Source organism: Acidovorax sp. 94, assembly GCF_003634645.1.
GTDB lineage: Bacteria > Pseudomonadota > Gammaproteobacteria > Burkholderiales > Burkholderiaceae_C > Acidovorax > Acidovorax facilis.
Map to the genome: position 1 here is coordinate 3,088,950 of NZ_RBJA01000001.1, position 23,239 is coordinate 3,112,188.

Here is a 23,239-nt window from a genome sequence, read left to right on the forward strand (position 1 = left end):
GCGCGCAATGGCGCAGGGACATGGCACCGGAACAACTGTTGGAAGAAGAATATGGGCATGACCACCACCACGCTGATCGACAACGGCATCCTGAAGCAGCACCTGATCGACCCCGAGATCTGCATCCGCTGCAACACCTGCGAGGCCACCTGCCCGGTGGGTGCCATCACACACGACGACAACAACTACGTGGTGCGCGCCGATGTGTGCAACGGCTGCATGGCCTGCATCTCGCCCTGCCCCACCGGCTCCATCGACAACTGGCGCACCATGCCGCTGGCGCGCGCCTACAGCATCGAAGAACAGCTCACCTGGGAAGAACTGCCGTCCGAACTCACGCCCGATGAACTGGCTGCCGAGGGTGTGGCAACGTCGACCGGCGATACAAAGCTGCCGTCCGCACCGGCTGCACCGACCACGCCCATGGAGCCGGGCACGCAGGCGTTCCGCTCGGCGCAGTACGGCGCCACGGTGCCGCCCTGGTCGGCCGCACACCCCTACACCAACCTGTTCCCCCCGAGGAGCCCCACCACCGCCACCGTGGTTGGCAACTTCAACTGCACCGAGGCGGGCTTTGAGAGCGAGACGCACCACGTGGTGCTCGACTTCGGCAGCATGCCGTTCCCGGTGCTGGAGGGGCAGTCCATCGGCATCATCCCGCCCGGCACCGACGCGCTGGGCAAGGCGCACCACGCGCGCCAGTACTCCATCGCCAGCCCGCGCAATGGCGAGCGGCCCGGCTATAACAACCTGGCGCTCACGGTAAAGCGCGTGACCACCGACCACGACGGCAACGCCGTGCGCGGCATCGCTTCCAACTTCGTGTGCGACCTGAAAGTGGGCGATAAGGTCCAGGTGGTGGGGCCGTTTGGAAGCTCCTTCCTGATGCCCAACCACCCGCGCTCGCACATCGTGATGATCTGCACCGGCACCGGCAGCGCCCCCATGCGCGCGATGACCGAATGGCGTCGGCGCCTGCGCAGCAGCGGCAAGTTTGAAGGCGGCAAGCTCATGCTGTTCTTCGGCGCACGCACGCAGCAGGAGCTGCCGTACTTTGGCCCGCTGCAAAACCTCCCCAAGGATTTCATCGACATCAACCTGGCGTTCTCCCGCACCGCCGGGCAGCCCAAGCGCTATGTGCAAGACCTGATGCGCGAGCGCGCCGCTGACCTGGCTGCGCTGCTGCGCGACGGCAACAGCCACTTCTATGTCTGTGGCCTGAAGAGCATGGAAGAAGGCGTGGTGATGGCCCTGCGCGACATCGCCAGCGAAGCCGGCCTGGAGTGGGACGCTGTGGGCGCCGCACTCCAGCGCGAAGGACGGTTGCACCTGGAGACCTACTGAGCTGCATCGCCGCCGGTCCGTAGGCCGGCGGCACGGGAAGTGCGCTGGTGGTGGTGCGCCTCCAGGTTGGTCGGATTGCGCATCAAATTTTGAGTGCAATAGGGCCCTAGCGCTTGATGGATAAGCGCAAACAGCTATTATTTTTATAGCATTTAAGCCATCCACCACGCTCGCAGCAGTTGCGCATAGTCAGGCCAGAAATGGACGGCTCACTTTCGCGCACGCGCCCCGCCCTTCCCGCCAGCACAGCCACAGCGCCACGCTGTACTATCCAGAAGAATCCCACGCACCTTTGCGCGCCTCGCAAGATGCAGAAACCGAGTCCACTGAAATCGAGAAATCGGCTGTGCGCCGAGGTGGTAGCGGGTGCAGCGCAAGGCGCGGGCTGCGGCCAAGGCTGGCCGCCTTGGCAAAGCCCGCAACGCCGCGATGCGCCTGCTGCCACCCCGGCCCGAAGGGTGAGGGCCTGGCAGGGCCGCCCTCGTCGTTGCCGTGCTCGCCGGGTGTGCAACCCGCCTGCGCCCGCCGCCTAGAGGACGGCCCTGCCAGACCCTCACGCACAGCCGATTTCTCGGTTTCAGTGGACTGGTGCGCGTTTGCTTACGGCAGATGGAAAAAGGACGACCCGCCTATAGGACAGGGACTACAGAAATTGCCCTGGTGCATTTTGAGAATGAATTCACACACGGCCCCCGTGTGCAATTTTTCTTTTCTTTCACCAGGAGATATCAATGTCCAGCAACAACCCTCAAGGCCAGAACCAGCACACCGACAACAACGACTCCCAGCGCAAGAACCAGGGCAGCCGGCAGGCCGAGCAAAGCAACGACCCATCTGGCAACCGCCAGCAGGGGCAGAACGACACTTCGGGCTCCAGCGGCAACCCGGGAAGCCGTGAGCAGCACGAAGACTCTTCCCGCCGCACACCCCAGAACCAGCGCTGATCCGCCGAGCGGCGCCTTGCCGTGAGACGGATGCAGGCCAAACGGGCGCACGCCGAGCCGCACGCCGGTGGTGGGGCGTGCGCCTTGTGACCTCGGGCCGTGCTGCCTCCCCCCTGGAGCAGCGCGGCCTAACTTTGTGGCCCTGCTGCGGCCTGCGTTCAGCGCGCCACACCACTGCGCTTCTTTCCTTCATTCATTGAGCCAGCACCCTCTGCCATGAACACAGCCAAAACGCCCCTTACCGACACAGCGGTCCATGCAACGGTCCAGAAGCAGAGGCGGATCCAGACCCAGCAGGACCACCACGACACACACCAGCCTCCAAAGAGCAAGGCACAACCCGCGAAGGGTAAGGGCAGCCCTGCGGCACCGGGGCCAGGCCATGCGGAACCGGCACCTCCGCTGCCCGACCAGCACCTCACCAAACCGGGCCTGGAGGCCGACATGGAACTCAAGCCCCAGTTCGAGGCGGCCCATTACCGGGGCAGCGACAAACTCAAGGGGTTCTCCACGCTCATCACCGGCGGCGACTCGGGCATTGGCCGCGCGGTAGCCGTGCTGTTTGCCCGCGAGGGTGCGGACGTTGCCATTGCGTACCTGGCGGAACATGAAGACGCCGAGCAGACTCGCCAGCTGGTGGAGGCAGAGGGCGGCCGGTGCATTCTGATCCCCGGCGACGTCAAAGACGCCGCGTACTGTGCGGATGCCGTGCGGCAGGTGGTCACAGCGTTTGGCAAGCTCAATGTGCTGGTCAACAACGCGGCATTCCAGGAGCATGCGGCCTCCCTGGAAGAACTGACGGCAGAGCGTTTTGACGAAACGTTCCAGACCAATATCTACGGCTACTTCCACATGGCCAAGGCAGCCCTGCCCCACCTGCACCGGGGTGACTCGATCATCAACACCGGCTCCGTCACCGGGCTGCGCGGCAGCAAGGAACTGATCGACTACTCGGCCACCAAGGGGGCCATCCATGCGTTCACCAAGGCCCTGGCCCACAACCTGGCCGACCAAGGCATCCGCGTGAACGCGGTCGCCCCCGGGCCGGTATGGACGCCCCTCAATCCGGCGGACAAGACGCCAGAGGACATCGAAAAATTTGGTGCAAAGACCCACCTGGGCCGCCCGGCGCAGCCCGAGGAGATTTCACCCGCCTACGTGTTTCTTGCAGCACCGTGCTGCTCCAGCTACATCACCGGCACCGTGCTGCCGATCACGGGCAACGCCGGCGACGGCGCGTGAAGAGAGCACCGCTTCACATCACGCCAGATCGCGGGCGACCAGCGGTTCAATCCCAGCCCACTCCTCGTCCGTGAACAGGCGCGAGCGGGTGTGGAAAGCCTTGCCGGTGCTGCCCTCCAGCGAAAACGTGCCGCCGTGCCCGTCAATCACATCCAGAATGAGCTGCGTGTGCTTCCAGTATTCGTACTGCGATTTACCGATGTAGAACGGCGCGCCGCCCACATGCCCCAGCAAGACATCCCCCGCCCCAATGGTCAGATCGGTGGGCAGGTAGCAGTTGGCCGCGCTGTTGTCGCAGCAGCCGCCCGACTGGTGGAACATCACACTCCCATGCTCCGCCTGCAGCTGTGCAATCAGCGCAAGGGCTGCGTCGGTGGCAATGACTCTCTCGACCATGGTGATCTCCTGGTGCGCCAATGCAAAAAGCTGCCGCAGAACGACTCTGCCGCAGCGTCACCAGCGGTTCACAGGCCGTTCCTGGCTAGGCGTCTCTCCCGCAGACAGTAGCAACGCTACGGCAAGGGAGAGCAACGACGCCAGGGACGGTCTGTGGACCGCCACCACCATCAGAAGAAGCCGAGCTTGTTTTCCGAGTACGAAACCAAAAGATTCTTGGTTTGCTGGTAATGGTCCAGCATCATCTTGTGCGTCTCGCGCCCAATGCCCGATTCCTTGTAGCCGCCAAACGCCGCGTGCGCAGGGTAGGCGTGGTAGCAGTTGGTCCACACCCGCCCGGCCTTGATGGCGCGGCCCATGCGGTAGGCCACATTGCCGTTGCGGCTCCACACACCGGCGCCCAGGCCGTACAGCGTGTCGTTGGCAATGGCCAGCGCTTCGGCTTCGTCCTTGAAGGTGGTCACGGCCAGCACGGGACCGAAGATTTCTTCCTGGAAGATGCGCATCTTGTTGTGGCCCTTGAACAGTGTGGGCTGCACGTAGTAGCCGCCTTCCAGGTCGCCACCCAGGTGGGCCTGGCCACCGCCAGCCAGGACTTCGGCGCCTTCGGCCTTGCCCAGTTCCAGGTACGACAGGATCTTGGTGAGCTGCTCTTTGCTGGCCTGCGCGCCCATCATGCTGTCGGTGTCCAGCGGGTTCTGGTGCTTGATGGCGGCCACGCGCTTCAAGACACGTTCCATGAACTTGTCGTAGATGGATTCCTGGATCAGCGCACGCGACGGGCAGGTGCAGACCTCGCCCTGGTTGAACGCGAACAGCACCAGGCCTTCCACACACTTGTCGAGGAAGGCATCGTCCTTGTCCATGATGTCGGCAAAGAACACGTTGGGGCTCTTGCCACCCAGCTCCAGCGTGGCGGGAATCAGGTTGTTGGCGGCGGCCTGCGCAATCACGCGGCCGGTGCTGGTCGATCCGGTGAAGGCGATCTTGGCAATGCGCTTGGAAGTCGCCAGCGGCATGCCCGCCTCACGGCCAAAGCCGTTGACGATGTTGAGCACGCCGGGCGGCAGCAGGTCGGCAATCAGCTCGGCCAGGATGAGGATGGAAATGGGGGTGGACTCTGCAGGCTTGAGCACCACGCAGTTGCCCGCGCCCAGCGCAGGTGCCAGTTTCCACGCCGCCATCAGGATGGGGAAGTTCCACGGAATGATCTGGCCCACCACGCCCAGTGGTTCCTGGATGTGGTACGCCACGGTGTTCTCGTCGATGTTGGAGAGGGCGCCTTCCTGCGCACGCACACAGCCCGCAAAGTAGCGGAAGTGGTCCACGGTGAGTGGGATGTCGGCGTTCAGCGTTTCGCGGATGGCCTTGCCGTTGTCCACGGTTTCCGCATAGGCCAGCAGCTCCAGGTTCTGCTCGATGCGGTCTGCAATCTTCAGCAGGATGTTGCTGCGCGTGGCGGCGTCGGTCTTGCCCCAGGCGTCGGCAGCGGCGTGGGCGGCGTCCAGCGCCAGCTCGATGTCTTCGGCGGTGGAGCGGGCGGCCTGGGTGTAGATCTTGCCGTTGACGGGCGAGATCACATCAAAGTATTGGCCCTTGACCGGGGGCACAAATTGGCCGCCGATGAAGTTGTTGTACTGGGGCTTGTAGGCGATCTTGGCGCCAGCGGCGCCGGGGGCTGCATAAACGGTCATGTTGTCTGTCTCCGGTGGATTTGTGGACATCTGGTCGGCACACCGCGCCGCCAGATAGAGGACATGACTCAAAACCCGTGCCAACCTGCCCCACCTGCTAAGTGTTTGATTTTTATGGCTTTGTTTGCGCGTCCGCAAGAATGCACCATCCATCGGCCGCTAAGGTGTCCGCTCCAGAACGCGACACCTGTCACGAAATGGAACAGTTGAAGCGGCCCCTCAGCGCTTGCTATTGCCCTGGCCTCTGGCCACCGCCATACTGGCTTTCAAACAGGGCGCGTTCATGACGCCCGGGCAGGAGACAAACACCATGCGATCCACTTCCACATCTGTGGCACTGCGGCAAGCCCGCCAGCACCTGCTGGAATCAGGCCAATGCCCCATCGGCCTCGTGGACGAGCGCCTGGCACGGTCGTGGCAGCGCAGCCTGGACAGCGGCCTGCTGCCCACCGGGCGACTGGGCAACCCCGACAACCTGGAACACCAGGCCTTGCGGCAGTTGCGCGGCCACCACCAGGAGTTGCTGGCGCATTCGCGCCCCGTGATGGAGTACCTGTTTGAGCAGGTGCGCGACAGCCAGAGCGTGGTGGTGCTGGCCAGCCCCTGCGGCACGCTGGTGGACACCTGTGGTGACGCCTACTTTCTGGGTAAGGCCGAACGGGTGGCCCTGACCAGCGGCGCCTCGTGGCACGAAAAGCAGCGCGGCACCAACGCCATCGGCACCGCGCTGGCCGAAATGGCGCCCGTGGAAGTGCACGGCGCAGAACATTTTCTGGAGCGCAACGGCTTTCTGACCTGTGCCGCCGCCCCCATCCTGTCTGCCACCGGGCAGATACTGGGCATTCTGGACATCTCCAGCGAACACAGCCGGGGCAACCCCCACACGCTGGGGCTGGTCAGCACCGCCGCCCACATGATCGAAAACCGGCTGCTGGTGTCGGGCAGCCAGCGCCATGTCCGCCTGCACCTGCACACGCACCCCGAGGGCATTGGCACCGTGGCCGAAGGCATCGCGCTGGTGTCGGAAGACGGCTGGCTGGTGGGCGGCAACCGCAGTGCGCTGGCGCTGCTGCGCATTTCGTTGGCGCAGCTGGGCAGCATCTCGCTGGACCAGATCCTGAACGTGGACCTGCAAGAGCTTTTGGCGCGCCACCACCGCCGACCCGACGCGCCGCTGTCCTTGCGGCGGCACGATGGCGCCCCGCTTTTTGGGCTGCCAGTGCCCGACAAGCGCACGGTGCGGACCCTGCCCCCATCTGCGCCTACCCGCCCCCCGGAGGATGCGCTGGCCCAGCTGGACACCGGCGATGCCCGCTGGCGCACGGCTGCCGCCAAAACGCGGCGCATTCTGGGCAAGCCCATCGCCCTGCTCATCCAGGGCGAATCCGGGGTTGGCAAGGAGTGGTTTGCGCGCAGTGCACACCAAAGTGGCCCGCGCCGCGACGGCCCCTTCATTGCCATCAACTGCGCCGCAATGCCCGAGTCGCTGATCGAGTCCGAGCTGTTTGGCTACAGCCCCGGCGCATTCACCGGCGGCCGGCGCGAGGGGCGCCTGGGCCTGCTGCGCGAAGCCCATGGCGGCACGCTGTTTCTGGATGAGATTGGCGACATGCCGCTGACCCTCCAGACGCGGCTGCTGCGCGTGCTGCAGGAGCGGCAGGTGGTGCCGCTGGGCAGCGCGCAGCCGGTGGCCGTGGACTTTGCCCTCATTTGTGCCTCCAACCGCAAGCTGCGCGAAGAGGCGGAGCAGGGACGGTTTCGCACCGACCTGTACTACCGGATCAACGGTCTGGCGGTTGAGCTGCCCCCCCTGCGCGAGCGCACCGACTTCGAAGCGCTGAGCCATCGCATGCTCCAGGACATTGAACCCGCCCGACACCTGCGCCTGGACCCTTCGTTGATGGCAGCGCTGGAAAAATACCGTTGGCCGGGCAATTTGCGCCAGTGCGCCAGCGTGCTGCGCACCGCCTGCGCCATGCTGGACGCGCACGAGGAGATGGTGGAATGGCACCACCTGTCGGATGACTTTCTGGAAGAACTGCAAAACGTGGATCGTTTTGCCACGCCAACCACCCCGGAGCGCCCTCCGCAAAACCTGGATGAACTGTCCCAATCGGCCATCCAGCAGGCGCTGGAGAGCTGCCGGGGCAACATGAGCCACGCAGCGCGCACCCTGGGCATCAGCCGCCAGACGCTGTACCGCAAGCTGGCCCTGCGCAAGGAGCGGCTCGTCAACCCTGATTTACAGCACTCCGCCCGAGGCCTGTTGTCAGGGCACTGATGGTCAGGCCAGCATCAAGCGCTGGCCCGCAGGCTGCCCCGATTCCAATGGCTGGGCAGCGCCAGAGAGCTTGAACGTCGCGACCGTTTCCACCAATTTCCTCGACTGGGTGCTCAGGCTGGAGGCTGCTGCGGCCATCTCCTCCACCAGCGCTGCGTTTTGCTGGGTGGCCTGGTCCATCTGGTTCACCGCCACATTGACCTGGTTCACCCCTTCGCTTTGCTCGGTTCCGGCCGCGCTGATTTGCGCCACCGTCTCCGTCACCCGCTCAATGGACGAGACCACCTCTTTCATGGTCTGCCCGGCGGTGCCGACCAGCACGGTGCCAGCCTCAACCCGCTCGACACTCGTGGCAATGAGCGTTTTGATCTCCTTGGCGGCCTCCGCAGAGCGTGCCGCGAGGCTGCGCACCTCCGAGGCCACCACGGCAAAACCCCGTCCCTGCTCACCTGCCCTGGCAGCCTCCACGGCCGCATTCAGGGCCAGGATGTTGGTCTGAAACGCGATCCCGTCAATGACACCGATGATTTCGGAAATCTTCTTGGAGCTTTCGTTGATGCCGCTCATGGTGTCCACCACTTTCGACACCACATCGCCCCCCTGCTTGGCCACCGTGGATGCACTCTGGGCGAGGGCATTGGCCTGGCGTGCATTCTGCGCATTGTTTTGCACCGTGGAATTGAGTTCCTCCATGGCGGCAGCGGTCTGCTCCAGCGCACTGGCCTGGTTCTCCGTCCGGGTGGAAAGGTCGCTGTTGCCGATGGATATCTGCGCGCTGGCCGCCGCCACGGTTTCCGAACCACTGCGCACCTGGCTGACGATACGGGTCAGCGAGTCCTGCATCACGGCCAGCGCTGCCAACAGGGGGCTGAATTCATCCCGCGACGCATCCACCACCGCCGTGGTGAGGTCGCCATTGCGCACGCGGTCAGCCACGGCTTGTGACTCGGCAACCCGGCGCAGGAGCGTAGCGCCGATGTGCCACGAAAACAGCAGCAGCCCGATAGCCACCACCACAACGGAGCTTACCAACGCACGCAAGGTCAGCTTAACGTCCCGCCCAATCTCGGCAAGGCTGGCATCGAGCAGCTTGGACTGGTGTTCCTTCTCCTTGGCAAGAACTGCCAGCACCACATTGCGCGTAGGTATCGTGGACGCGACCAGGAAGTCAAACGCTGGCTCCTTCTTTCCTTCCTTGATCAACTGCAGGTTCTGTTCGGCAACCCGCCAGAAAGCTTCCAGTCCTTGGGTCAATTCGGCACTCAGTGCCTTTTCCGATGCCGTATTTACTGCTTGCTGGAAGCCCGCAAGGTCTTTGTCAATCAGGCGCCTTTTCTCGCCGATATCTGCGAGCGTGGCGGCCAGGTCTTCGGGTGTGCGGACCAGGATGGCATGGCGAACCTGCAAGGAAACCCGCGTGACGTTCAACTCCATGGCACTGGCCTGAAGCTGGCGCGGCACCTCTTCCCGGGCCACCAGTTCGGTCTGGTGATTGACCTCACCCAGATAGATCCAGGCCAGTACGGCGATCCCGGCCAGTCCTGCAATCAGCAGGAAGGAAATGGCATGAAGACGTCTGGCAATGCTCATGGTGTCACCTCTGCAAGGAAGAAATCTGCGTTGCCGCGGCGCTCTAGCACTGCCCCCTGGGCTTCGTGCCAATTGCGACAATTTGCAACCAACCGGGCATCTTGGCGGATTGAACGCGCTTCTCGAATGCGGGTCAATGGGGCCGCCCCTGCATGGCGGCAAGCGGGTCTTCAGGGGTCACAGGGCGAGGGGCTATGCTTTACCCATGAGCCCCCGCAAGACCTTGTTGATCGTTTACCACTCGATGACGGATGGCACGCGCCAGATGGCAGATGCAGCACGGGCAGGCGCTTGCTCCGACAAGGATGGGGCCGTTCATGTGCGACTGCTGCATGCCGCACAGGCTGGCGCCGCAGACGTGCTGGGCGCGGATGGGTTCATTTTTGCCACCCCGGAAAACCTTGCAGCCATCAGCGGACAACTCAAGGATTTTTTTGACCGCAGCTACTACGCCGTGCTAGACCACGTCAATGGCCGCCCCTATGCATGCCTGGTCTGCGCGGGCAGCGATGGGCACAACGCGGCCCGGCAGATGGAACGCATTGCGACCGGCTGGCGCCTGCGGGCCATCGCCGAGCCCCTCATTGTCTGCACCCACGCGCAGACGCCAGAAGCGATTCTGGCCAGGAAGAGCATCTGCAGCGATGAACTGGAACGCTGCCGAGCCTTGGGCGAAGCGATGGCGCAGGGTTTGGCGCTGGGCGTTTTTTAGGCGGGCCACTGCGCCCAGAAACCTGGTGGGCTAGGCTCAGCGCACCACCTGAAACGCGGCACGCGCCGCCGAGTCCCGCTCCAGCTGGCGTGCAATATTGCCGCAGACCAGATCACACAAGGCATCGACCGACTCATCGGTCAGCCGGTAGTACACGCTAGTCCCCCGCCCCTCGCGGGCCACAAGGCCGTGCTTGGTCATCAACGACAGATGCCTGGAGACGTTGGCCGCCGTGTAGCCACATTGCTGCGCCAGGTCTCCCACGTTTTTCTCTCCGTCCCGCAGCAAATTGAGGATGCGCAGCCGCGTGGGTTCGGCAAGAACCTGGAAGTAGGCAGCGACCTGCTCAAGGGCTTCGGGGGGCATCTCTTTCATCGCGGGATCTCCGTGCATTGGGAACACATGATACATTATTGACTAATTAGCTGATTAGTTAAATAATCAATCTCACAAAGATTCCCTGGAGCCGCCATGAAGTCCCTGACCCTGTTGACCGCAGCGCTTTCCCTGGCCGTGTCCGGCGCCTGGGCGGCCAGCAACACCGCTGCGCAGCCGGTCGCCACCTTTACCGTCAAGCCCGCTGCCGCCCAGCTGGCGAGCAGTGTGGACGCCCAGGTCGAGGCCGTGCGGGACGCCACCCTCTCCGCCCAGGTACAGGGTGCGGTGATCAGCCTCTCTGCCAAGGCGGGCGACCGCGTTACGGCGGGTCAGGAGCTGGCACGCATTGATGCGCGCGCAGCGCAACAAAACGCCGCTGCCAGCGCGGCGCAGGTGGACGCCGCGCGCGCCGCCCAAAACGTCGCTACCAAGGAATACGAGCGCCAAAAGCAGCTGTTCCAGAAGCAATACATCAGCCAGGCAGCGCTGGACCGAGCAGAGGCACAGTGGCGTGCCAGCCAGTCGCAGGTGCAGGCCCTGCTGGCGCAGGCAGGTGCGGCCGCCACGCAGTCGGGCTTCTACGTCATCAAGGCGCCATTTGCGGGCGTGGTGGGCCATGTACCCGCCACACTGGGCGACATGGCCATGCCGGGCAAACCCCTGATGACCGTGTACGACCCTTCGCTGATGCGCGTTACCGCCTATGTGGGGCAGCAACAGGCCGCCACATTGCGCAATGGAGGCACTGGCGAGCTGCAGGTGGAAATTCCGGGGATCTCCGCTTCGCGCATCGCGGTCCCGGCATCCAAAGTGCAGGTGCTGCCCACCGTCGATGCGCAAAGCCACACCGTGCAGGTGCGCGTGGAGCTGCCAGCCAGTCTTGTGGGCGTGGCACCCGGTATGTTCGCCCGCTTGTGGATCGACGCAGCCAAGGGTGCTGCCGCACCGGCAGCCGCTGCCGTGGGCCCGCTGCTGGTACCCGCCAGCGTGGTGGTTCGGCGCGCGGAAATGACGGGCGTCTACGTGCTGGATGGCCAGGGCCGGCCGCTGCTGCGGCAGGTGCGCCTGGGGCGGCCCGCTGGCGACATGGTGGAGGTGTTGAGCGGCGTGCGCGCAGGCGACCGCATTGCACTCCAGCCCCAAGCTGCTGCCAAGGTGCGCTGACATGAGCACCCCCCAAAACCCTTCTCAGCTCGGAATCTCCGGGCGCATCGCCGCCTTGTTTCAGGGCGCGCAAATCACGCCCTTGCTGGCCGTGGTGGCGTTTTTGCTCGGCGTTTTTGCAGTGCTGGTCACGCCCCGCGAGGAAGAGCCGCAAATCGACGTCACCATGGCCAACGTCATCGTGCCGTTCCCCGGCGCCTCCGTGGCGGACGTGGAGCAGATGATTGCCACCCCAGCCGAACAAGTGCTGTCGCAGATGCAAGGCACGGAGCACGTGACCTCGGTGTCCCGGCCTGGCGTGGCGGTGATGACCGTGCAATTCAAGGTGGGCGTGCCACGCACCGAGGCGCTGGTGCGCCTGCACGACACCTTGCGCAGCAATGCTGACTGGCTGCCCAAGGGGCTTGGGGCCATGGACCCGATCATCAAGCCCAAGGGCATCGACGACGTGCCCGTGGTGACGCTCACCCTGCACAGCCGCGACGAAACATCCGGTGCCTTTGCGCTGGAGCGCGTGGCCCACAGCCTGGAGGCCGAGATCAAGCGCGTGCCCGGCACCCGCGAGGTGCAGACCCTGGGCGGCCCGGGCCGCGCCGTACTGGTGCGCATGGACACCAACCGTATGGCAGCCACCGGCACTACGGTGGACGACCTGCGCCGCGCCTTGCAGTCGGCCAACATGGGGCTGCCCGTGGGAGAGCTGCTGGGCGGCGACCGAACCATCCAGCTGGACAGCGGCCCCGTTCTCGCGCGCGCCGATGAGGCGGCCGACCTCATGGTGGGCGTGCGCTCGGGCAAGCCGGTGTTCCTGAAAGATGTGGCCGATGTTCAGGACGGCGCCTTGCCCGCAAGCCGCTATGTCTGGCATGGGGTTCCACGGCGCACCGCCAACACCGCCAGTACCAGCGGCGAAGCCCCGCAGAGCGCCGTGGACGAATACCCAGCCGTGACCCTCACGGTGACCAAGAAGGCGGGAGAGAACGCCATCGACGTCGCCAATGCGGTGATGCAGCGGGTCGAGCAACTGCACAACACCGTGATTCCCGACGGCGTGGAGGTGACGGAAACCCGCAACTACGGCGCCACCGCCAACGACAAGGCCCAAAAGCTCATCCAGAAGCTGCTGTTCGCCACAGCGTCGGTGGTGGCACTCGTCTTCCTGGCCCTGGGCCGCCGCGAAGCCGCCATCGTGGGTGTGGCCGTGGTGCTGACGCTCACGGTGACGTTGTTTGCGTCCTGGGCTTGGGGCTTCACCCTCAACCGGGTATCGCTGTTTGCGCTGATTTTCTCGATCGGCATCCTGGTGGACGACGCCATTGTGGTGGTGGAGAACATTCACCGCCACCAACTGCTGCACCCCGGACGCAGCCTCAAGGACATCATCCCCCACGCGGTGGACGAGGTGGGTGGCCCCACCATTTTGGCCACATTCACCGTGATTGCCGCCCTGCTGCCCATGGCGTTTGTGAGCGGCCTCATGGGCCCGTACATGAGCCCCATCCCCATCAACGCCAGCATGGGCATGCTGCTGTCGCTGGCCGTGGCGTTCGTCATCACCCCCTGGCTGGCCCGGCTGTGGATGAAGGAGCACACCGCCCACCCCTCGGGGCATGCCGCCCCGGCGCACAGTGGGCTCAGCGCGCGCATTGCACCCACCTTCGAGCGGGTTTTCAGCCCCTTGCTTCACGATCGCCAAGGCAAGCGCAACCGCCGCTGGCTGGGCCTGGGCGTGGCCGCGCTGATTGCCTTGTCGGTCGCCCTGCCGGTACTCGGCTGGGTGCAGCTCAAGATGCTGCCGTTCGACAACAAGTCCGAGTTTCAGGTGGTGGTGGACATGCCTGCGGGTACGCCCGTTGAGCGCACGGCCGCCGTGTTGCACGAGCTGGGCGCACACCTGGCCACCGTGCCCGAGGTGACCGACTACCAGGCCTACGCGGGCCTGTCTGGCCCCATCAACTTCAATGGACTGGTGCGGCAGTACTACCTGCGCACCGGGGGCGAGGTCGGTGACATCCAGGTCAATCTGGTGGACAAGCAACACCGCAAGGACCAGAGCCACGCCATTGCCATGCGGGTGCGCCCCGCCTTGCAAGAGATCGGCAAGCGCCATGGCGCCAATGTGAAGGTGGTGGAAGTGCCTCCCGGCCCGCCTGTGCTATCGCCCATCGTGGCCGAGGTGTATGGCCCCGATGCGGAGGGCCGCCGCGAAGTGGCGCGTGCTGTGCGCGCCGCGCTGGCCGCTACCGGAGGCATTGTGGACGCCGACGACAGCAGCATTGCCGACGCCCCTCGCAAGCTGCTCATCGTGGACCGGCGCAAGGCGGCCCTGCTGGGCATTCCCCAGCAGGCCATCGTGAGCACGCTGCATGCGGGGCTCAGCGGCGAAGCCACCACCTGGCTGCGCGACGCCAGCAAATACCCGGCGCCCGTGCTTTTGCAATTGCCCGCAGAAAGCCACGGCGACCTGGAGGCACTGTTGCGCCTGACGGTCCGGGGTTCTCAAGGCCAGTTGGTCCCCATCCGCGAGCTGGTCACGGTGAGCGACACCCTGCGCGAACAGCCCGTGTATCACAAGGACCTGTTGCCGGTGAATTTTGTGGTGGCCGACATGGCGGGCCGTGTCGACAGCCCGCTGTACGGCATGTTCCAGGCACGCAGCGCGATTGCCCGCATCGTGGCGCCTGACGGCGGATCGGTGCAGGAGTACTTCGTGCGGCAGCCTGCGGATGCCCTGCGGGGCTACGCCATCAAATGGGATGGCGAATGGCAGATCACGTTTGAGACCTTCCGCGACATGGGCGCTGCCTACGCGGTGGGCCTGATCCTGATCTACCTGCTGGTGGTGGCGCAGTTTGGCTCCTACCTCACACCGCTCATCATCATGGCGCCCATCCCGCTGACCATCATCGGCGTGATGCCCGGCCATGCCTTGCTGGGCGCGCAGTACACGGCCACCAGCATGATCGGAATGATTGCCCTGGCGGGCATCATCGTGCGCAACTCCATCCTGCTGGTGGACTTCATCAACCTGCAGGTGCGCGAGGGCGTACCCCTGAAGACGGCCATCGTCCACTCGGCCATCACCCGTGCACAGCCCATTGTGCTGACGGGGCTGGCGGCCATGATCGGCGCGTTCTTCATCCTGGACGACCCGATTTTCAATGGCCTGGCCATTTCACTGATCTTCGGCATCTTTGTTTCCACCGTGCTCACGCTCGTGGTGATTCCCACCCTGTACTACGCAGCGTACCGGGACCGCAGCGCGGGCAGCAGCACCAACGGTGCCGGTCCCGCCAACCCACCTGACAACAGCCCCTCAGAGGCTGCCGTTCACCACGGAACGCAGTGAACGACGCACCGAACGCACTGAACGAACGGTCGGGCAACCATCCTTCAACCACAGGAGACAACCATGGCACATGTAGTGATTATTGGAGCGGGTATCGGGGGCATGCCGGCTGCGTACGAAATGCGCAGCAAGCTGCCACGCGAAGATCGGATCACAGTGATCAGCGCGGTGGACTACTTCCAGTTCGTGCCCTCCAACCCCTGGATCGCCGTGGGCTGGCGAAAGCGCGATGACATCGTCCTGCAGATCCGCCCCTTGCTGGAGCGCAAGGGCATTGATTTCATCGCCCAACCGGTGAAATCCATCGATGCTCCAGGCAAAGCTGTCACGCTGGAAGATGGAAGCACTGTGAATTACGACTACCTCGTGATCACCACCGGCCCCCGGCTGGCCTTTGAGGAAGTGCCGGGCTCAGGCCCCGTCAACGGGCACACACATTCGGTGTGCTCCGTGGACCACGCGGAACACTTCTGGCGCGACTACCAGAAGTTTCTGGAAGCCCCCGGCCCCATCGTCATTGGCGCCATGCCAGGCGCGAGCTGTTTTGGCCCGGCCTACGAGTTCGCATTCATCGTTGCAGCGGACCTGCGCAAGCGCAAGCTGCGCCACAAGGTGCCGATCACCTTTGTCACCAGCGAGCCCTATATCGGCCACCTGGGCCTGGGCGGCGTGGGCGACAGCAAGAGCATGCTGGAGAGCGAGCTGCGCAGCCAGGACATCAAGTGGATCCACAACGCGCGCACCACACGGGTTGAAGCGGGCAAGATGTTTGTCGAGCAGCTGGACGACAAAGGCCAGGTGCACCAGCAGCACGAGCTGGGCTTCAAGCTGTCGATGATGCTGCCTGCCTTCAAAGGGGTTGATGCGGTGGCATCCGTATCCGGACTGTGCAACCCGCGCGGGTTCGTGTTGATCGACGAGCATCAGCGCAGCAAGGCCTACCCCAGTATCTTCTCGGCCGGGGTCTGCGTTGCGATTCCGCCCGTCGAGGTAACACCGGTCCCCACCGGGGCGCCCAAGACGGGTTACATGATCGAGACCATGGTCTCGGCCATCGTGCACAACATTGCCGCTGAGATCGCGGGCCAGCCCGCCACCGCCACCGCCACCGCCACTTGGAACGCCATCTGCCTGGCCGACATGGGGGACACCGGCGCGGCGTTTGTCGCGCTGCCGCAGATGCCGCCGCGCAACGTCAACTGGTTCAAGAAGGGTAAATGGGTGCACCTGGGCAAGATTGCTTTCGAGAAGTACTTCCTGAACAAGATGAAGTCGGGCAATTCCGAGCCTATCTACGAGAAGTACGTGCTCAAGCTCCTGGGCATCACCCGCCTGCACGAGCAAAAGCCCCATTGACCGGCGCGGGACCACGCACCCACCCCCAGTTTCTATCGTTTCTTAACAAGGAGTTCATCATGACAACCTGGCAAATCGTTCGTTTGGTCGCAGGCACCTTCATCCTGCTTTCTCTGGCGTTGGGCATTCCCGGCAGCCCTGTTTTTGCCAGCCAGTGGTGGCTGGCCTTCACGGCGTTTGTGGGCGTGAACCTGCTGCAGAGCGGGCTCACCAAGTGGTGCCTGATGGAGACCATCTTGCGCAAGCTGGGCGTGCGCCCAGGCTGCTGAGGAGGACCACGCCATGCGCAAACTCCTCCTGAGCGCTGCCTTGCTGGCCTGCGGCATGGGTGCAGCCCAGGCGGCAGATTTGCACGAGGCTTGGCTGGCCGCACGGCAGCAACACCCGGACATGGCAGCAGCGGCGGCCACACGCGCCGCAGGCGAGGCCCGCCGCGTGCAGGCCAGCCGCTTGTGGAACCCCTCTGTGACGGCCCAGGCTGCGGCAGGCGCGATGGGCTCACAGACCTCCGCCCGGGGGGCCGCGTTTTCCATGCCAGGGACACCACAGACCTCTGGGGTGGGTTTTGACACCTCGGTCCGCAGCGGCCCGGGTACACGCTGGGGTGTGGAGGCGCGCATGCCGCTGTACAACCCCGAGCGCAGCGCACAGGGGCGCCAGCTGCTGCTGTCCGCCGATCTGGCAGAACTGCAGGCCGCCTCGGTGCAGCAACAGCTGATGCTGCGAACGGCCCAGCAATACTTCTCGGCCGTGCTGGCGCAGCAGCAGCGCGCGTTGCTACTGCGCCAGCAAGAGGCAACCGATCAGGCTCTCAAAGAGGCGCAGGACCGCTTTGCATTGGGGGACTCGCCGATCACGGATATGCGCGAAGCCGAGGCGCGCGCGCAGGCCAACGCTGCACTGGTGCAAGCAGCCGATGTTGAGATGCAGATTGCGCGCCAGGCTCTGGCCCAGACCACAGGCTGGAGTCCTGCGCAACTGCCCCCCCTGCACCTGCCCGCCTCGTCGGGCAACGAAACCACCGCCTTGCGCGATGGCAAACCCCTCGCGCCCCTGTCTCACTGGCTGGATCTCGCCGAGCGCGACAACCTCCAGGTGCGCACCCAGGCGCAGGCCCTCGCACTGGCCGAGCAAGAGGCAACCAAGGCGGCGCGTTTTGCCAGCACCAAGGTGGACCTGGTGGCCCAGACGGGAGGCGACCACCTGTCAGGATCTGGCCGGTGGGGCTCTGCCAGCAACTCCGCACGCCAGTACATGGTGGGTGTGCAGATCCAGGTGCCGCTGTACACCGGTGGCCAACTTGATGCGCGCCATCAGGAACTGCTGCGCCTTCAAGACAAGGCCCAGGCCGACCTCGACAGCGCCCGGCTTGCCGTCGCCCAGCAGGTACGCACCAGCTGGCTGCACCTGCAGGCCGGGACCGCCCGGACCCAAGCCCTGGAGTCGGCGCTCAGGGCGGCCCAGGTTCGGCTGGAGGCGACCCAACTGGGTCGCCAGGTGGGCGACCGCACCACACTGGATTTGCTGCAGGCACACAATGACGCCATGCAGTCGCAATCCAACCTGCTGGGGCACCAGACCCGCATGGCGCAAGAACGCCTGCAGTTGATGGCTTTGGCGGGCCAGCTCGACGAGGCCGCGTTGCAAGCGGCCACCGACACAGCGCACATGCTGGCCCCGCCCACACCTTGAACGCCTCCAACCATGCCCTCATCCCACACCCTCACCCCGCCAGCGCCATGAACCCCCACCCCGCCCCCACGCTTCCCCTGGTCGTCGATGTCCGTTCGCCCGGCGAATTCGCAGCAGGCCATGTGGCTGGCTCCATCAACCTGCCGCTAGACAGCCTGGCCCAGCAAGCCGCTGCAGCGCTGCCGCACCGCGACCAACCGATGGTGCTTTGCTGCCTTTCGGGCGCTCGCTCGGGCATGGCAGTCCAGTGGTTGCGCACGCAAGGCTATAGCCAGGTGTCCAATGGCGGCGGTGTGAGCAGCGTGGCCCTGCAGCTGGGCCGCCCCATCGAACGCGACTGATGGGATCAGGCGCTTGCCACCGCCACTCGGAGCATTGTGTCCATCGAAACTGCAACAGGAGATCCCCGTGAAGCCCCAGATAGAAGCCTTCTTTGACGACGCGACCTGGACCGTGAGCTACGTGGTGTTTGACGAACCCGGGGGCCACTGCGCACTGGTGGATTCGGTGCTGGACTACGACGCAAAATCAGGACGCACCCGCACGCATTCTGCGGATCGCCTGGTAGCGTTCGTCCAGAGCAAGGGTTTGACCGTGCAATGGATTCTGGAAACCCATGCCCATGCCGACCACCTGTCCGCCGCGCACTACCTTCGCGGCAAGCTGGGAGGAAAAATCGCCATCGGAGCCGCCATCACCCAGGTGCAAGAGGTGTTCAAAGCCATCTTCCACCTGGAGCCCGAGTTCCACCCGAATGGCAGTCAGTTCGACCACCTGCTGCACGACGAAGAAGTGTTTTCTATTGGCCAGCTCGAAGCCAAGGCGCTGGCCGTGCCGGGCCACACCCCTGCGTGCATGGCGTACCAGATCGCAGACGCCGTGTTGGTGGGCGACACCCTGTTCATGCCCGACGTCGGCACCGCGCGCTGCGACTTCCCGGGTGGCAATGCGCACACGCTGTACCAGTCGGTGCGCAAGCTGCTCAGCCTGCCCGCACAGACCCGCCTTTTCATGTGCCACGACTACCCCCCCGCGGAGCGCGCCCCGGCCTGGCAGACCACGGTCGCCGATCAGCGCGCCCACAACATCCATGTGCACGACGGCATGACCGAAGCGGCATTCGTCGAACTGCGCACCCGGCGCGATGCAACGCTGGACATGCCCGTTCTCATCCTGCCCTCGGTGCAGGTCAACATCAGGGCCGGGGCGATGCCCCCGGCAGAAGACAACGGCATGACCTATCTCAAGATTCCCGTGAACGCGCTGTGACACGCTATCCACGAGCCCTTCTTTGAAGATCCCGGAGATTTCCATGAGCAACGAACAGATCACCGTTGAGCTGGTCCAGCAAGAGGACTACCGCTTTGACATCCATTTTGGTGGCACCGTCCCCCACCTGATCGGCGACGAACCCACCCCATTGGGCACGGGCAAGGGCCCATCGCCGGTGCAACTGCTTTGCGCAGCGGTGGGCAACTGCCTCAGTGACTCCCTGCTGTTTGCGCTGCGCAAATTCAAACAGTCACCGGAGCCCCTAACCGCCACCGTGGTGGCCCAGGTGGGCCGCAACCCTGAAGGGCGCCTGCGCGTGCTGCGCATGGATGCCACCTTGCAACTGGGCGTACCTGCCGCACAACTGGAACACCTGGACCGCGTGCTGGGCCAGTTCGAAAGCTATTGCACGGTAACCCAGAGCGTGGGGCAGGGCATTCCCATCGTGCTGAAAGTGCTGGACGCCAACAACGCCGTCCTCAAATGACACCACGGCATATCCACCGTCACACTACTAAAGGAAACACCCGATGAAAACAGCCCACGATCTCGTGGCTGCGGCGAAAGCCCAGGTCCATGAAGTCCCCATCGACCAAGCTGATGAAGCCATCCGACTGGCCGATGTGCTCATCGACGTGCGTGAGGCCGATGAGTACCAGGCCGGACACATACCCGGTGCCATCCACGCCTCGCGCGGGGTGCTGGAGTTCAAGCTCAGCAGCACGCCTGCACTCACCTCGCGCGATCTGAAGGTGGTGGTGTACTGCAAGACCAGCGGGAGGGCCGCCTTGGCAGCCTGCGCCATGCGCGACATGGGCTACCTGCAGGTGCAGTCCATCGCAGGCGGTTTTGACGCCTGGGCTGCAGCGGGCAAACCCGTGGCGTCCCCCGAGCCACCATCTTTCGACTGATCCGGTGGTGCATCAGCCATGCGCCACCTCTTGTGCAAGAAAGGCCCCGCCCCCGGGGCCCATGCGTAACCCAAAGGAATTGTCATGAACGTCAACGTTGGAACCATTGATCGCGTGCTGCGCATCGTGGCAGGCTTGGTGCTGATTGCCTTGGCTGCCACCAACACTGTGGGATGGTGGGGCTGGTTGGGCGTTGTCCCCTTGGCCACCGGCCTGTTCCGCTTCTGCCCCGCCTACACACTGCTGGGCATCAACACCTGCCCCTTGAAAAAGTAGCCAGACGCGGCAAACGCTGCGCGTGCGGTTCAGGCATTTCCCGTACGTGCAGCACTGAGCACTTGTCTACGATCTAGCCGGAGATCGTGAACAGACGCTTCGACAATTTGGCCCCACACATCTCAAGCCGGACCACCACCTGCGCACAACAGGCTGCTGAAGGGCTGACGCCCCGTGCAAGGTCACCAGCACCACCACCGGCGGGTGGTCTGCATCGCCCAGGCTCTGACTGACGTGGAGCAGTTCGACAGCTCCACGCTTTCCCGGCTTCGCAGGCCCGGGCACCAGAGTTTCTCCCCGTAAAACCCAGTGGGTGAAATACGCCCATGGGCCTCCAATCCCTGCATACCCCCTCCCTGCTAAGCGCTTCTTGGCGTAGCAAATCAATTGTTTCAAATACTGGAACAGTTAATTTGCGACTGGGTAGTTTTTCTCTGAACAGCACCGGCGTACAGTTCAACCCATCGATGAGCCGAACCCGCAAGGCGACTCACCGAACCCGGTTTGAAGCAGTTTTCAGCATCCGCTTTTGGCGCTTTGTTCCGGCTTTTTTGAGACGCTTTTTATCCAAGGATTTGCACCATGAACACGACTGCCCGTTTCCTCTCTATCGCCGCTGTTGCTGCTTTCGCCTCTTTCGGCGCCCACGCTGACGAAGCCGATGGCTCGCAATTTGCGCTCCAGTTCGACACCAACCGCACCCGTGCTGAAGTGCAAGCGGAAGCCGCCACGGTGGCCCCGACCCGCAGCCAGGAACCCGCGGGCTCGCGCGTGGTGACTTACACCTCCACGGCTGACCGCGCTGCAGTGCGTGCCCAGGCAGCCGAAGCCCTGCGCACCGGCAAGATTCCCCACGGCGAATTCAGCGCCATGTAATTGACGCAGTTGCGGGCCTTCCCATGGTGGCGGCACTTCGCGGGTGCTGCTGCCATGGGGAGTGTTTTCCTCACTGTCAGGCAAGCAAACTGGGCTCCCACTGGGAGCCCTTTTTGTTGCTACGCCTATGCCTCGGCAAGGAGCTGTCTCTCCCTGCGCGTTTTGCGTATTCGGCGCGGGGATCGAGGATGAGGGCGGTACCCACGGGGCTTCCTTCTTTGCTATTGCCAGCATCTCCGAATCGCGACTATCCCGGGTAATTAAAGTCGTAAACCCCTGCCCAGCATCCATGCGGCCTAGCGCCCTGCTCAGCCAAGTGGCTGTCAACCTAAAGTCGTAAACTCCTCCAAGAGCGCTGCAGCAATCACTCAAATGCGGTCCAAGAGCATCCGCTTGGAGGCAAATCCAAGTGAGGTGATGCCGAGAGAACTAGAACTAGAGTAAGGTGCTGCGGCTATCCAGCGCCCAGACATTCGTCAATAGGGTCCGCGCTCGATTGGTGCCGATGACTGGTTCGGCAAGCTCCAGAAACTTGCCTTCCAACTCGGCATCCGTGAGGGCCTGCTCCGGGTCTCCCTTGCGGTTGGGCTGAAAATGCGTAAGCCGACGGCCATCCACAGTCTCGATTTCGATGCGCGCAGCCCGCTGTCCAGGGAAGGCTGCATCAAGAACCGGATCCACCTCGACCGTCATGCGCTCCATCAGCGCGCGCGTGCCCACATCGTCCAGACGGCCTGGCTCGTACGCCGCTAGGCGAACACTGCCATGCGACAAAGCAGTGGCCACGACATAGGTCAAGCTGAAACGCGCTTCGTTCGCCGTGGTGGGGCGGGTATAGCAAGCAATGTCGAGAGCGGGACGATAGGTCGCAACCCGCACGCTCTTGATCTGGTCAGCCTGAAGGTTGTGGAGCTGCCGCAGTTCCAGCGCGCCATCAATCGCCGCGAACGTGTGTCCGCAGCCAATGTGGTTCTTGAAGGTCAGCCGAGTAATGTGGAAATCCTTGCCCAGCGTTGCGCCGATGCTCGACCAATCGGGGCCATTGCTCATGGCTTGCCCCAGACCGGTTTCTCCGTCCAGTACGTCGAGCGATCCGGTCAGGCCGCGCGAGGCCAGTTGCGCTGCGAGCAAGCCCGCTTCGGCGGCGCGCCCTGCGTGCAGCGGCTTGGACATCGAGTCCATGCGGAAAGCCTGCTGAAGCCCTGCCGCAAACGTCGCTGCAGTTGCAAGCGCGTGGGCAAACGCGAGGCCGTCGAGGCGCATGACTCCGCCCACGGCAGCCGCAGCACCAAAACTGCCTACCGTGCCGGTGCTGTGCCAGAACTTGTAATGAGGTCGGCCCATGACCACCCCGATGCGAGTGGAGACCTCGTACCCAAGCACCACCCCCCGCAGAAATTCGAGGCCGGAGACGCCAAGGTCTTGCCCTGCCGCCAGTGCGGCCGCAATAGTCGCTGCGCCAGGGTGGTACATCGCGTCGCGAAAACTATCGTCCACCTCGGCCGCGTGTGCCGCAGCACCGTTGATGAGTGCGGCTGCGCGTGCCGTACTCGCACGCCCGGTGCCCAAGTGGGCGCGCCCACGGTCGAGGTCATCCGTGAGCGTCTGCTCCAGGATCGCCACGGGAGGCGTATTCAGCCCCGGAAACAGAGATGCGTACCAATCGATCACGGCACGCTTGGCGTGGTGGATCACTTCGTCAGGAAGCGGTTGCCGCTGAAACTCTGTGGCATATCGGGCAAATATTTCTGTAGCGTGCATG

General features: G+C 64.1%; 21 protein-coding genes. 16 read left to right on the forward strand and 5 right to left on the reverse strand.

Features of this window, described 5'->3' with window-relative positions; all coding sequences use genetic code 11:
- Window positions 1-57 precede the first annotated feature (57 nt).
- The 3 genes from boxA (at window position 58) to C8C94_RS14185 (ending at window position 3,530) form a co-directional block, all read left to right on the forward strand.
- Window positions 58-1,344, forward strand: coding sequence for a benzoyl-CoA 2,3-epoxidase subunit BoxA (gene boxA / locus C8C94_RS14175; RefSeq protein ID WP_121422866.1), 1,287 nt, complete (start codon window positions 58-60; stop codon window positions 1,342-1,344).
- 731 nt (window positions 1,345-2,075) lie between these two features.
- Entirely contained in the window at window positions 2,076-2,288 is a 213-nt protein-coding gene (locus C8C94_RS14180) for a hypothetical protein (protein WP_121421164.1), read from the forward strand.
- A 216-nt stretch (window positions 2,289-2,504) separates the two neighbouring features.
- Window positions 2,505-3,530: an SDR family oxidoreductase gene (locus C8C94_RS14185; RefSeq protein ID WP_121421165.1), complete on the forward strand. Its 1,026-nt coding sequence runs from the start codon at window positions 2,505-2,507 to the stop codon at window positions 3,528-3,530.
- 18 nt (window positions 3,531-3,548) lie between these two features.
- Here C8C94_RS14185 and C8C94_RS14190 read toward each other — a convergent pair whose 3' ends face one another.
- Both C8C94_RS14190 and C8C94_RS14195 read right to left on the reverse strand, forming a co-directional pair.
- Window positions 3,549-3,926 carry a DUF779 domain-containing protein gene (locus tag C8C94_RS14190; protein WP_121422867.1) on the reverse strand — a complete coding sequence of 126 codons (378 nt, stop codon included), beginning with the start codon at window positions 3,924-3,926 and terminating at the stop codon, window positions 3,549-3,551.
- Window positions 3,927-4,096: 170 nt separating this feature from the next.
- Complete coding sequence (locus C8C94_RS14195) at window positions 4,097-5,620, reverse strand: aldehyde dehydrogenase family protein (protein ID WP_121421166.1); 1,524 nt, start codon at window positions 5,618-5,620, stop codon at window positions 4,097-4,099.
- A 310-nt stretch (window positions 5,621-5,930) separates the two neighbouring features.
- Between C8C94_RS14195 and C8C94_RS14200 the strand changes: the two genes are divergently transcribed.
- Complete coding sequence (locus C8C94_RS14200; RefSeq protein WP_121422868.1) at window positions 5,931-7,901, forward strand: sigma-54-dependent Fis family transcriptional regulator; 1,971 nt, start codon at window positions 5,931-5,933, stop codon at window positions 7,899-7,901.
- 3 nt (window positions 7,902-7,904) lie between these two features.
- Here C8C94_RS14200 and C8C94_RS14205 read toward each other — a convergent pair whose 3' ends face one another.
- Window positions 7,905-9,491: a methyl-accepting chemotaxis protein gene (locus C8C94_RS14205; RefSeq protein ID WP_121421167.1), complete on the reverse strand. Its 1,587-nt coding sequence runs from the start codon at window positions 9,489-9,491 to the stop codon at window positions 7,905-7,907.
- A 205-nt stretch (window positions 9,492-9,696) separates the two neighbouring features.
- Between C8C94_RS14205 and C8C94_RS14210 the strand changes: the two genes are divergently transcribed.
- Entirely contained in the window at window positions 9,697-10,203 is a 507-nt protein-coding gene (locus C8C94_RS14210; RefSeq protein WP_121421168.1) for a flavodoxin family protein, read from the forward strand.
- Window positions 10,204-10,239: 36 nt separating this feature from the next.
- Here the strand turns inward: C8C94_RS14210 and C8C94_RS14215 are convergent, their stop codons facing one another.
- Window positions 10,240-10,578, reverse strand: a complete 339-nt coding sequence (locus tag C8C94_RS14215; RefSeq protein WP_055395322.1) for a helix-turn-helix transcriptional regulator — start codon at window positions 10,576-10,578, stop codon at window positions 10,240-10,242.
- 96 nt (window positions 10,579-10,674) lie between these two features.
- On the opposite strand from C8C94_RS14215, the gene C8C94_RS14220 reads away from it, so the two are divergent.
- The 11 genes from C8C94_RS14220 to C8C94_RS14270 all read left to right on the forward strand — a co-directional run bounded on the left by C8C94_RS14220 (window position 10,675) and on the right by C8C94_RS14270 (window position 21,477).
- On the forward strand, window positions 10,675-11,745 hold the full coding sequence (locus C8C94_RS14220) for an efflux RND transporter periplasmic adaptor subunit (protein ID WP_121421169.1): 1,071 nt from the start codon (window positions 10,675-10,677) through the stop codon (window positions 11,743-11,745).
- A 1-nt stretch (window position 11,746) separates the two neighbouring features.
- Window positions 11,747-15,094 (forward strand): efflux RND transporter permease subunit, encoded by a 3,348-nt coding sequence (locus C8C94_RS14225; RefSeq protein WP_121421170.1) that lies wholly within the window; start codon window positions 11,747-11,749, stop codon window positions 15,092-15,094.
- Window positions 15,095-15,157: 63 nt separating this feature from the next.
- Window positions 15,158-16,450 (forward strand): NAD(P)/FAD-dependent oxidoreductase, encoded by a 1,293-nt coding sequence (locus C8C94_RS14230; protein ID WP_121421171.1) that lies wholly within the window; start codon window positions 15,158-15,160, stop codon window positions 16,448-16,450.
- A 59-nt stretch (window positions 16,451-16,509) separates the two neighbouring features.
- Window positions 16,510-16,719, forward strand: coding sequence for a DUF2892 domain-containing protein (locus tag C8C94_RS14235; RefSeq protein ID WP_055395335.1), 210 nt, complete (start codon window positions 16,510-16,512; stop codon window positions 16,717-16,719).
- Window positions 16,720-16,732: 13 nt separating this feature from the next.
- Window positions 16,733-18,142, forward strand: a complete 1,410-nt coding sequence (locus C8C94_RS14240) for a TolC family protein (protein ID WP_121421172.1) — start codon at window positions 16,733-16,735, stop codon at window positions 18,140-18,142.
- A 47-nt stretch (window positions 18,143-18,189) separates the two neighbouring features.
- Entirely contained in the window at window positions 18,190-18,483 is a 294-nt protein-coding gene (locus C8C94_RS14245; protein ID WP_121421173.1) for a rhodanese-like domain-containing protein, read from the forward strand.
- Window positions 18,484-18,550: 67 nt separating this feature from the next.
- A complete protein-coding gene (locus C8C94_RS14250) occupies window positions 18,551-19,411 on the forward strand; it encodes an MBL fold metallo-hydrolase (protein WP_121421174.1) in 861 nt (286 codons plus the stop codon).
- A 43-nt stretch (window positions 19,412-19,454) separates the two neighbouring features.
- Entirely contained in the window at window positions 19,455-19,901 is a 447-nt protein-coding gene (locus C8C94_RS14255) for an OsmC family protein (protein WP_121421175.1), read from the forward strand.
- Between the two features lie 43 nt (window positions 19,902-19,944).
- Window positions 19,945-20,325, forward strand: a complete 381-nt coding sequence (locus C8C94_RS14260; protein WP_121421176.1) for a rhodanese-like domain-containing protein — start codon at window positions 19,945-19,947, stop codon at window positions 20,323-20,325.
- 84 nt (window positions 20,326-20,409) lie between these two features.
- Entirely contained in the window at window positions 20,410-20,601 is a 192-nt protein-coding gene (locus C8C94_RS14265) for a DUF2892 domain-containing protein (RefSeq protein WP_121421177.1), read from the forward strand.
- Window positions 20,602-21,183: 582 nt separating this feature from the next.
- A complete protein-coding gene (locus tag C8C94_RS14270; protein ID WP_121421178.1) occupies window positions 21,184-21,477 on the forward strand; it encodes a DUF4148 domain-containing protein in 294 nt (97 codons plus the stop codon).
- A 435-nt stretch (window positions 21,478-21,912) separates the two neighbouring features.
- Here the strand turns inward: C8C94_RS14270 and C8C94_RS14275 are convergent, their stop codons facing one another.
- Window positions 21,913-23,238, reverse strand: a complete 1,326-nt coding sequence (locus tag C8C94_RS14275) for an MmgE/PrpD family protein (RefSeq protein WP_121421179.1) — start codon at window positions 23,236-23,238, stop codon at window positions 21,913-21,915.
- Between the last annotated feature and the right edge of the window lies 1 nt (window position 23,239).